The organism is Vibrio sp. 070316B, assembly GCF_013114115.1.
Taxonomy (GTDB): domain Bacteria; phylum Pseudomonadota; class Gammaproteobacteria; order Enterobacterales; family Vibrionaceae; genus Vibrio; species Vibrio chagasii_B.
On sequence record NZ_VTYC01000033.1, the window covers coordinates 1 to 11,906 of the forward strand.

At 44.6% G+C, this 11,906-nt stretch carries 8 protein-coding genes; all 8 read right to left on the reverse strand.

Features of this window, described 5'->3' with window-relative positions; all coding sequences use genetic code 11:
• Positions 1-125 precede the first annotated feature (125 nt).
• Positions 126-1,154: an ABC transporter ATP-binding protein gene (locus F0251_RS19790; RefSeq protein ID WP_061032490.1), complete on the reverse strand. Its 1,029-nt coding sequence runs from the start codon at positions 1,152-1,154 to the stop codon at positions 126-128.
• On the reverse strand, positions 1,154-2,779 hold the full coding sequence (locus tag F0251_RS19795; RefSeq protein WP_061032489.1) for an iron ABC transporter permease: 1,626 nt from the start codon (positions 2,777-2,779) through the stop codon (positions 1,154-1,156). Before F0251_RS19795 ends, F0251_RS19790 begins: the two co-directional genes overlap by 1 nt.
• Before the next feature lie 248 nt (positions 2,780-3,027).
• Positions 3,028-4,041 carry a Fe(3+) ABC transporter substrate-binding protein gene (locus tag F0251_RS19800; protein WP_102426158.1) on the reverse strand — a complete coding sequence of 338 codons (1,014 nt, stop codon included), beginning with the start codon at positions 4,039-4,041 and terminating at the stop codon, positions 3,028-3,030.
• A gap of 295 nt (positions 4,042-4,336) precedes the next feature.
• The gene (locus tag F0251_RS19805; RefSeq protein ID WP_076655082.1) at positions 4,337-5,566 is read right to left on the reverse strand and encodes an ammonium transporter; all 1,230 of its coding nucleotides are present in this window, start codon (positions 5,564-5,566) and stop codon (positions 4,337-4,339) included.
• A 27-nt stretch (positions 5,567-5,593) separates the two neighbouring features.
• Positions 5,594-5,932: a P-II family nitrogen regulator gene (glnK, locus tag F0251_RS19810; RefSeq protein ID WP_004738200.1), complete on the reverse strand. Its 339-nt coding sequence runs from the start codon at positions 5,930-5,932 to the stop codon at positions 5,594-5,596.
• 223 nt (positions 5,933-6,155) lie between these two features.
• Positions 6,156-6,524: a YacL family protein gene (locus F0251_RS19815; protein WP_061032487.1), complete on the reverse strand. Its 369-nt coding sequence runs from the start codon at positions 6,522-6,524 to the stop codon at positions 6,156-6,158.
• A 159-nt stretch (positions 6,525-6,683) separates the two neighbouring features.
• A complete protein-coding gene (gene acnB, locus F0251_RS19820; protein WP_116871687.1) occupies positions 6,684-9,272 on the reverse strand; it encodes a bifunctional aconitate hydratase 2/2-methylisocitrate dehydratase in 2,589 nt (862 codons plus the stop codon).
• A 272-nt stretch (positions 9,273-9,544) separates the two neighbouring features.
• On the reverse strand, positions 9,545-11,884 hold the full coding sequence (locus F0251_RS19825) for a patatin-like phospholipase family protein (RefSeq protein ID WP_171731665.1): 2,340 nt from the start codon (positions 11,882-11,884) through the stop codon (positions 9,545-9,547).
• Positions 11,885-11,906: the final 22 nt, after the last annotated feature.

An 11,906-nucleotide genomic window follows, 5' to 3' on the forward strand; every position in this document is an offset into this window, starting at 1 on the left:
CATGAAAACGGTAGTTTGTGTATGATTTTTGTTTGGCGACTAAACCATATCACTTACTACCGTTTTTGTTTTTAGTTCCCGCTAATCCGCGATGAACCTTTTTTATAGCTGGGCCACTAAAACACCTAAAAAGCCAGTACGCCTTTAGTGTCTACTTTCACGGTCACTGGCATACCAACTTCTAGCGCTTCCGACGAAGTCGCCAGTAGCTTTTGCCCATTGGCTTCAATCACATAGCGACAATGGTCACCCATGAATTGCTGCTCCAATACCGACAAATTACTGTCTGTATCGTGGCTCGCGACAATGTGCTGAGGTCGTAGTAACAGCGCACACTCAGAGCCAACATCAATCTCCGTTTGCGCTTTTGCTTCCACTAAGCCCAAGCTGGTTTCGAATTCATTATCTGAGATACGCTGAGCATTTAAGTAACTACCACCACCTAAGAAATCGGCAACAAACTTGCTCGACGGGTGGAAGTAAAGCTCAGATGCCGAACCATATTGCTCAATCACACCATGGTTCATTACGGCCATTTTATCCGCAAAGGCAAACGCTTCTTCACGACTGTGAGTAACAAAAATAGCGGTTACGCCCTGCTTCTTAAAGATCTTGCGGATCTGAGAAATCAACTCATGACGAACTTGGGTATCAATGTTCGAGAACGGTTCATCAAGTAGCAATAAATCAGGCTTATAAGCCAAAGAGCGAGCAATAGCGACACGTTGCTGCTGCCCACCAGACAACTGATGAGGATAGCGCTCACCATATTGATCAAGGTGAACCAGTTCTAGCATCTCTTTCACTTTTGCTTTCTTGTCTTGCTCTGACATATCACGCAGCCCAAATGCCACGTTCTGATTGACGGTAAGGTGCGGAAACAGCGCATAATCTTGGAAGATCATGCCGATGTTACGTTGCTCTGGTGGTAGCCAATTCTTACCATCATCAATAGTCTGACAGTTAAGATTCATTACCCCATGACTCAACGGAAGTAATCCAGCAATCGCCTTTAGTAAGGTTGTTTTACCACAGCCACTAGCGCCAAGTAGACATACGATCTCGCCATGTTCAACTTCAAGAGAAAGTGACTCGAGAACCGTTTGAGACTCATACTTACAAGTCAGATCTTTAATAGATAATGCACAGCTCATTAGTTTTTTTGCTCCAAAGAACGGTTGACGATGATCAATGGGATTAGACCCACCAGTACAAGTAACACAGCAGGCATCGCAGCCAGCTCTAGATGCTCGTCTGAGGCATAGTTATAAACATAGGTAGCTAGAGTTTCAAAGTTAAACGGACGCAGCAATAGCGCTGCATTCAACTCTTTCATCGATTCGATAAACACCAATAGTCCTGCAATCAAAGCACCACGCTTAATCAGAGGCAAATGCACTCGGCGTAACATCTGGTTAGTGTTACAACCCATGGTCTTTGAAGCCATATCCAAAGACGGCGACACTTTACTTAGGCTACTTTCCACACTGCCGATAGCAACCGCAGAAAAACGCACTACCATCGCAAAAATAAGCGCGAACATAGAGCCAGAGAAGATCAGCCCCGGACGTCCCCACTCCATCACTTTCGCAATATCATTAATTAAGTGGTCCATGAACAAAACCGGCACCATCACACCAATTGCCAACACGGTGCCAGGTACGGCATAACCCATAGAAGCAAGACGCATGTATGCCTGACTTCTCTTACCTGGGCTTACTCGCTGATTAAAGTTCACAATGAGAGCAATGATCACACCGATGATCGCAGCCACAATAGAAACATATAAGCTGTTAACCGCGTATTCTCTAAATTCTGGAGTCCAGCTTTGACCGAAGTATTTATAAGCATAAATAATTAACTGACCAAGCGGGAACAAGAATGCGACGCAGACTAGCCCCCAACACCAAAACATTGCTAGCCATTTTTTCCAACCAGACAGGTCATAACGAAAATCTTCACTACTACTGAATTGATTTTGAAATAGCTTCTGTTTACGGCGACTGTATCGCTCCGAGCTTAACAATAGAATCACGATAACCAACATGATTGCCGATATTTTCGCTGCCGCGGTCAAGCTTGAGTAGCCTAACCAGGTATCATAAACCGCCGTTGTTAAGGTGTTCACCGCAAAGTAGCTGACCGTGCCGAAGTCACCGATGGTTTCCATGGCAACAAGTGATAAACCGACAGCCATTGATGGGCGCACAAGCGGCAAAGAGATGCGGCGGAAGCTTTCCCAGGGTGAGCATTTCAATAATCTAGCGGATTGGAGTAGAGAGACGTTCTGCTCCATGAATGCAGCACGGCACAACAGGTATACATAAGGGTATAGAACAAGTGACAGAACAATAATTGCGCCAGACAAGGTTCTAATGTCCGGGAACCAATACTCCCCAGGCCCCCAGCCAGTTAGGTCGCGAAGCAGAATCTGCACAGGCCCGGCGAAGTCAAACCAATCGGTAAAGATGTATCCAACAATATAAGCTGGCATTGCGAGTGGCAAAACTAATGCCCACTGCAACACTTTCTCACCCGGCAAGCGACACATCGCCATGATCCAAGCTGAGGGGATACCAAATAGCAGCGACAAGAACATGGTTCCTATCACTAAAACGACAGTGTTATAAGCGTAAGTCGGCATCACTGTGGACATCAAATGAGAAAACAGCTCATTTGTTTCACCTACAGCGGTGGTGAATATCGCTAAGATCGGAAAAACCAGTAGTAAAGCTATCAAACCACTACTGGTGTTCCATAAATAATTCTTTTCTTTCATCGCCTAATTACAACAAGGCTTAATGAAACACAAATGCAGTTGCAAATACATCTCATGCCCTTTTAGTGGTGGGGGTTATTTATACCCATATACGGTAATGACTTCAAGGAGCTGTGCTAATAACTCTCAAGATCAAACGAGAGCTTTGTTTCAAAAAGTGACTTAACTAAAAACAAAACAACCTCAAGTACCCAAAACGGCAACTTGAGGTTGTTAAATCTAATATTGGCCGAAGCCTATATTAATAATTACAGGTCGAATTTAACTTCGTCTAGAAGCTTGATTGCAGCTTCGTGGTGATCTGCAATTTGGTCTAGAGAGATAGTATCTGCTTTGAATTCTCCCCAAGAAGCTACTAGCTCAGAAGGTTTAACATCAGCTTTAACTGGGTATTCGTAGTTTACTTCTGCGTACATACCTTGTGCTGTGTTACCAGATAGGAATTCCATTAGCTTAACTGCGTTCTCTTTGTTTGGAGAGTACTTAGCCATTGCCATACCAGAGATGTTTACGTGAGTGCCTGTCGTCTCTTGGTTAGGGAAGTTAATGTAAACAGCGTCAGCCCAAGCTTTTTGCTCTTTATCGTTAACCATCTTACCTAGGTAGTAGCTGTTACCAAGAGAAACGTCACATAGACCTTCTTTGATAGCTTTAACTTGTGCACGGTCGTTACCTTGAGGCTTACGAGCTAGGTTTGCTTTTACGCCTTCTAACCACTCTTTAGTTTCCGCTTCACCTTTGTGAGCAATCATAGAAGATACTAGAGAAACGTTGTATGGGTGCTTACCGCTACGAGTACAGATTTTACCTTTGAATTCAGGCTTCGCTAGATCAGCGTAAGTGAAGTCTTCACCTAGACGGCCAACGCGGTCACGTGAAGAGTAAACGCTACGAGTACGTGTTGTTAGAGCAAACCACTCGTTGTCTGTATCTTGGTATTGAGCCGGGATGTTCTTTTCTAGAACGTCGCTGTTTACCGCTTGAACTAAGCCTTTTTCAGTTAGCTCAGATAGACGGCTGATATCAACTGTTAATACCACGTCTGCAGGGCTGTATTCACCCTCTTGAGCTAGCTTTTCTGCCAAACCTTTCTTAGCAAACTTAACATTTACCTCAATACCCGTCTCCTTTGTGAACTCATCGAACATTGGCTCAACAAGGAAAGGTTGGCGGTAAGAGTATACGTTTACTTCTTCTGCAGCCATTGCTGCTGGTGCGATAGTGCTGCACGCAAGAGCTGAAAGAGTTAGCAGTTTTTTCATGGTAAAATCCTTTATATCGAAATGATAATCTATATCAGTTGCGTTATTATATTCATCAATAACACAATTACAATGATATCCGACAAAAAAATTGTTCGCTCTGCGCCATCAGTCTCGCACTTTTGTAACAATCTATTTCAAAGTGACCGCTTATTCTTGCGAAGAGTTGCCGGCTAGCTCGGTTTATCTAAATCAATCAAAACTACTCGACCATTAATAACAAAACCCCACAACCAATGGCTATGGGGTTTTCTTTGTCCTGCCTAACCCGTTCAGGTTAGACAAATACTATTGATTATTTTACTGATACAAACTCTGGGTAAGCGCCAACACCACAATCGTGCATGTCCATACCTTCTAGCTCTTCGTCTTCACTTACACGGATACCGATTGTTGCTTTAAGTACAGCCCATACCGCCAGGCTCGCACCGAATACCCAAGCAAAGATTACTGCTGCACCGAATAGTTGAGCACCGAATGTAGCGTCTGCATTGCTTAGTGGCACAGCCATTAGACCGAAGAAACCACACACACCGTGCACTGAGATTGCACCTACTGGATCATCAATCTTAGCTTTATCTAGAGCGATGATGCTGAATACAACCAATGCGCCAGATACCGAACCAATTGCTACTGCAAATAGAGGTGATGGTGATAGAGGGTCTGCAGTGATTGCTACTAGGCCAGCCAACGCACCGTTAAGAATCATGGTTAGGTCCGCTTTACCCCAGGTTGTCTTACATACTAGTAGTGCTGCGATTGCACCCGCTGCTGCTGCTGCGTTGGTGTTAAGGAAAATTTGACCCACTGCTGTTGCGTTCTCAAAATCTGAAACCATCAGTTGAGAGCCGCCGTTGAAACCGAACCAACCAAACCAAAGGATGAACGTACCTAATGTAGCAAGTGGCATGTTTGAACCAGGAATTGGGTAGATTTCACCATTTTTACCGTATTTACCTTTACGAGCACCAAGTAATAGAACACCCGCTAACGCTGCTGCTGCACCCGCCATGTGTACGATACCTGAGCCTGCGAAATCACTGAAGCCTGCTTCTGATAAGAAACCACCGCCCCAAGTCCAGTAACCTTCCATTGGGTAAATAAATGCAGTTAGTACTACAGAGAAGATTAGGAATGACCAAAGCTTCATACGTTCAGCTACTGCACCTGATACCACAGACATTGCGGTTGCAACGAATACTACCTGGAAGAAGAAGTCTGATTCTAAAGAGTGGTCGGCGCCTTCACCTTGAGTACCAATCAGAGTACCGAATGATGGTAACCAACCGCCTTCGCCGTTATCGACATACATAATGTTGTAACCAACGACTAAGAACGCAGTACATGCAATCGCGTACAAGCAGATGTTCTTAGTTAAAATCTCTGTGGTGTTCTTTGAACGAACTAGGCCAGCTTCTAACATTGCGAAGCCTGCTGCCATCCACATTACCAACGCACCTGAAATGAGGAAGAAAAAAGTGTCTAGTGCGTAACGTAGTTCCGTTACTGTTGTTGTAAGTTCCATATTAAAGTCTCCAGTCCTTGTAATTCTTTAAAGTGCTTCTGCATCCATTTCACCAGTACGGATTCGTACAGCTTGGCTTAGGTCATACACAAAAATCTTACCGTCACCGATTTTGCCTGTGTGTGCCGCTTGGCTGATCGCTTCAACAACTCGGTCAACGTTTTCAGCTTGAGTAGCAATCTCTAGCTTCACCTTTGGAAGGAAGTCGACTTGGTATTCCGCACCACGGTATAATTCAGTGTGTCCTTTCTGACGACCAAAGCCTTTCACTTCAGAGACCGTCATACCTTCAATACCCACATCAGACAGCGCTTCACGTACGTCATCTAATTTGAATGGCTTAACAATGGCATTTATTAGTTTCATATTCGTTCCTTAAATTCTTCACTAATTCCGTTAATTCTCTTATTACAATCCAAGTTGTGTGCCAAAAAGTTAACTTGTTGATTTTTAATAAGATGAAGATAATTAAGCACTAATAAAAAAAAGGCCGCACCAATTTGGTGCGACCTTTTCACTATCTTAATGCGTAACTCTATTATTGCTCCAGTTTTGGGCAACGGAGTCTTAAGCACTGTTATAACAACGGCTAGTACCCTAGAAACTCAACCCAGCGCTCGATTAGCAACTCGAAGTCGTCAATTCCACAGCTTGCTTGGCTCTCGCAGTTGTAAAAGTCGAACTCACTGCCCTCTTCCATTTCTTGCTCATGACCTAACACGTTTTCTTGAATCGTTACTTCATCTTCATTGATCGCTAGGCTAATCTCTTTGCCAAGCAGCGTCACTTCATTGCTCAGATCCTGTCGTGATTGCTCGATAAGCGCCATCACATGATCTAATTTCTGCTTATCTTTACCGATCTCTTCTTGTAACCAGCGGCCTACGATTTCATGTCCCATGCTGCATTTCACGTAGTACTCACCCATCAGAGTGTTTCTTGTAAATTCGAATTCCATAGTGGCTCCACGCAGTAACTGCAGACAGGGTTAAAAATGAGGCGAGAGTATATAGCGAAGTAATCAATAGATCGAGCTACTCATCCCCCAACATTCAGACATAAAAAAACGCCTTCTACGAATAGAAGGCGTTTAATCAATTATTTAGCCAGTCAGCGATTAAGCTGGTTCTTGGAAAATAACCGTGTCCGCTTTCTCCGTGTACTGACCCATTTTATGGAAGTTCAGGTAACGGTATGTGTCTGCAGCCGTTGCATTGATCTTATCCGCGTACTCTAGGTACTCTTCTTTCGTTGGAATACGACCAAGAATCGCACCAACCGCAGAAAGTTCAGCAGATGCTAGGTAAACGTTAGCACCTGTACCCAAACGGTTCGGGAAGTTACGAGTAGACGTAGACATTACTGTCGACTTGTCTGCAACACGCGCTTGGTTACCCATACATAGTGAACAACCCGGAGTTTCGATACGAACCCCAGCACGACCGAAGATACCGTAGTAGCCTTCTTCTGTTAGCTGGTCTTTATCCATCTTAGTTGGCGGAGCCACCCATAGACGAGTGCTTAGCGAGCCGTTGAACTCTTCAAGCATCTTACCTGCAGCACGGAAGTGACCAATGTTGGTCATACAAGAACCGATGAACACTTCTTGGATCTCTGTGCCTTGAACGTCAGAAAGAAGACGAGCATCATCTGGATCGTTTGGTGCACATAGGATTGGCTGATCGATGTCAGCAAGGTCGATTTCGATAACGTGAGCGTATTCCGCGTCTGAATCAGCAGACAGCAACTCAGGGTTCGCTAGCCACTCTTCCATTGCTGTAATACGACGCTCGATAGTACGAACATCACCGTAGCCTTCAGCGATCATCCACTTAAGCATAACGATGTTTGAGTTCAGATACTCTTCGATAGACTCTTGAGACAGCTTAACAGTACAACCTGCCGCTGAACGCTCAGCAGACGCATCAGAAAGCTCGAATGCTTGCTCAACAGATAGGTGTTCAACACCTTCGATTTCTAGTACGCGACCAGAGAATTCGTTGATCTTACCTGCTTTCTCTACGGTTAGCAGGCCTTGCTTAATGCCGTATAGAGGAATCGCATGTACTAGGTCACGTAGCGTGATACCTGGCTGCATTTCACCTTTAAAGCGAACCAAGATAGATTCAGGCATATCAAGAGGCATAACACCTGTTGCTGCCGCGAATGCAACTAGACCAGAACCCGCAGGGAATGAGATCCCTAGAGGGAAACGAGTATGCGAGTCACCACCTGTACCTACAGTATCAGGAAGAAGCATACGGTTTAGCCATGAGTGGATAACACCATCACCAGGACGTAGTGAAACACCGGCACGGTTCATGATGAAATCAGGTAGCGTATGGTGCGTGTTAACATCAACTGGTTTCGGGTATGCCGATGTATGACAGAAAGACTGCATCACTAGGTCAGCAGAGAAGCCAAGACAAGCAAGGTCTTTAAGCTCATCACGCGTCATAGGGCCAGTAGTATCTTGAGAACCTACTGTCGTCATCTTAGGCTCACAGTATTGACCCGCGCGAACGCCTTCAACACCACATGCTTTACCAACCATCTTCTGAGCTAGTGTGTAGCCTTTATCAGATGCAGATGGATCAACAGGCTTAGCGAATAAGTCTGTTTCTTCTAGACCAAGAGAAGCACGAGCACGACCTGTTAAACCACGACCGATGATAAGTGGGATACGACCACCAGCACGAACTTCATCCAGCAATACTTTGCTTAGTTCGAAGCTAGAGATCTCTTCACCGTTTTTACGTACAACACCTTCATATGGGAAAATATCGATAACATCGCCCATGTTCATGTTTTGAACGTCTAATTCAATCGGAAGTGCGCCTGAATCTTCCATCGTGTTGTAGAAGATTGGAGCAATTTTACCACCAAGACAAACACCGCCAGTGCGCTTGTTTGGTACGAACGGGATATCTTCACCCATGAACCAAAGTACTGAGTTTGTCGCAGACTTACGAGAAGAACCTGTACCAACAACATCACCTACGTAAGCAAGCTGAATGCCGTCTTTTTGCAGTTCTTCGATTTGAGCGATTGGGCCAACCGTACCTGGTTGATCTGGGTTGATGCCATCACGTTCCATCTTCAGCATCGCTTTTGCGTGTACTGGAATATCTGGGCGAGACCATGCATCAGGTGCTGGAGATAGGTCATCGGTGTTCGTTTCACCAGTGACTTTGAATACTTTTACAGTGATCTTATCAGCGACTTTATCTTTCGCTGTGAACCATTCTGCATCAGCCCAAGATTGAAGAACTTGTTGCGCTGATTCATTGCCAGCTTTTGCTTTCTCTTCTACGTCGTAGAACGCATCAAACATCAGTAGAGTGTGAGACAGTGCTTTCACAGCGATTGGAGCAAGCTCAGCATCATCAAGTAGAGATACTAGAGATTCGATGTTGTAACCACCTTGCATAGTACCAAGCAATTCTGCAGCTTTTGCTTTGCTTACTAGTGGAGATGCTACTTCACCTTTAGTGATAGCCGTTAGGAAGCCCGCTTTTACATAGGCAGCTTCATCTACGCCCGGTGGAATGCGGTTTTCTAGTAGGTCAAGAATGGTTTCTTCTTCACCTTGAGGTGGATTCTTCAGAAGTTCAACTAGGCCAGCTACCTGCTCAGCATCTAGTGGTTTAGGAACAACTCCTTCGGCAGCACGTTCTTCGACGTGTTTACGGTAGGCTTCAAGCACGACTTTTTTCCTCTCATTGCGGTTCACTTCTCACCTTCATAATTGTTAGTAAAATAAAGAAGTGAACATCCTTGGAAACTTGGCTCTCCATTGCCATTTTTGTCATTCAATTTGTATTGATGAGCGGCGTCATAGAGGCCAAACTGTGGGCGGTAGAATAGCAAATTTAACGTTAAATTAAAATCTTATCATTTTGACCAACATAGCAAGTTAAGACGAAAGTCCCACTATTTTTGCCTATTTAAGCAGTTAAATAACGACTCCGCGCATGATTATTTGTAAGACGTACCAACAATCAAGTAAACCGAATCGTAGTTATCTTCCGTACGTCCATAAGCTAATATGATTGGTCCTATCGGGGAATCAACACCGGCAAAAACCGAGCCTGCGGTGTACATCGGCGCTTCATTAAGCTTCAAATCATTGTTCGACCAAACGCCACCATGCTCGATAGATGCGCCCACGTAGAACGGTGATTCAAAGAGACCGAAATCATTTTCAAACCACTTATAACGATAAATCAGACTGGTGTACGCCAAGTTCTGACCGATTAAGCTGTTTCTCGGGATACCAGACAGGTTTAAGAAGCCGCCGAGCTCTCTAGGATCAATAGGAAAGACTGAGTTCTTGCTCTCTACAATGCCATAATCGACTTTTCCGACTAAAGTATGTCTTTCATAGCTTTGCGCTGCCATGAAATTGGCTGAAAACTCATAAACGGTATCACTCTCTGAGGTTAACTCTGTGTCGTTGATCTCCGTATCGTTTTGAAAATCGTCATGAGAGACAAGGTATTCCAAATCGACGAAATAACCTTCGGTTGGCAAACTGAAGTTATCTAAGGTGTCCAATCGATAACTAATAAAACCACCAATACGTGAGTAGCCGCCACTCCCCAATGAAGGTAACGAAGCGACTTCTACGTCACCGTTAGTATAGCGAGCACCAAACTTTAGCTCTTGCCACAGAGTAGGCTGATAACCTAACGCTAATTCACCGATGTATTCACTGTATGTCATTGGGAAATAATCGTTAGTTACATCGAGTGTCGGCTCTTCAATTTCATCAATATCGACAGGTAAGTTTCGATTTTGCTTACTGTAGACAATCGAAGCAGAGGTAAATAATTTCTGACTTGAGAAAAACGGCGAGTAAAGCTCCGCCTCAATTCGCTTATCTGTTCCCATCTCAACATTTGTTCTTAATTCAGCACCATGTGAGTTGATATCGGTAAAATTGGCCGAGACACCAATAGAATATTGACTTGTCGTAGAAAAATCGTCTTCGAGGAAGAATCGAAAGTTGAGGTAATTAGGTCCCCAAGACTTTTCATCCACATTAACCGTAAGTTGATCTTCACCATCTACGTTTTCGAACTCATAAGTCACCAACTCAAAACGATCCAACGCATAAAGATCTTGTACCTTTGCCTCGATTTCGCTGGTTTTGAGAACCTTGCCAGAATGAAGGTTCAAACGGTTTTCGAGCAGCTTATCTGAGTAGTGCGTATTGTTATTGATCATCACTTTATCAACCACGGTTTTATCACCATGCTTCAGCTGCCTGCGAGCTTTTTGTTTGTCTTCGATATAGTGTTGGTAATCAGCATTCGAGAGCGACAACTTAGAAAGCTCAACAGAGTGCTGCTTCGCTGCCTCGTAACCGGCTTCGTAAGCTGATGGCATTTTATCGAACTCGGTCGTTTCCATTTGCCCAACATCAGGCTGGAGGAATACATCGTTGTCTTTGAGTGTCTCGGCTTGTTCCTGGGTACTACGTTGAACAAGGTAATTGGAAAGTTGGTCTGCTGCGGCTAAAAAGGTCGTGAAGTCCTCTTTGCCTTTGTAGTTGGTACTGATATCGACTGCAATAATGATATCTGCGCCCATCGCCCTTGCGACATCAACGGGCATATTGTTGGTTACGCCACCATCAACCAGCATTCGACCATCGACTTCATAAGGAGGCAGAGCACCAGGTACCGACATACTCGCCATCATGGCATCGACAAGGTGGCCGTGGTCAATCACGACTTCTTCAAGTTCAATAATGTCGGTTGCGACGGAGCGATAAGGAATGGCAAGATCATCGAAAGAGTCGAGTGGCGACAAGTTACCTGTGGTTTCACGCAGAATACGCAGCATATTCTGGCCTTGTACCACGCCTTTTCTGGCTTTGATTTCTCCCCAACCTAAACCAAGATCGGTATTCAGTTGGTAGCGGTCTTCATACTCTTTATCTCTTACACGACGATCGCTACGATTTACACGGTCTCGGTAACCGCGATTCCAATCCACCGTATAGATAAAGCTTTCAATCTCGTCTGCGCTCATCCCTGTCGCATAAAGACCACCAACGTATGAACCCATGCTGGTACCGGTAATGTAATCAACCGGGATTTGCATCTCTTCGAGCGCTTTAAGTACGCCAATATGGGCAGCACCTTTTGCACCGCCGCCCGCTAAAACAACAGCAACCGTTGGCCTCTTATGAGCTTGTTCAAGTTCCACATGCTCGGATGAATCAATCTGTGCCGCAGTCGCTGCGAACAGTTGAAAACTGATCACAGTACCGACCATACCTAAGCAGCTCACTAACCAACGAGAAATCATTATTTAAACTGTCCTTGTCATT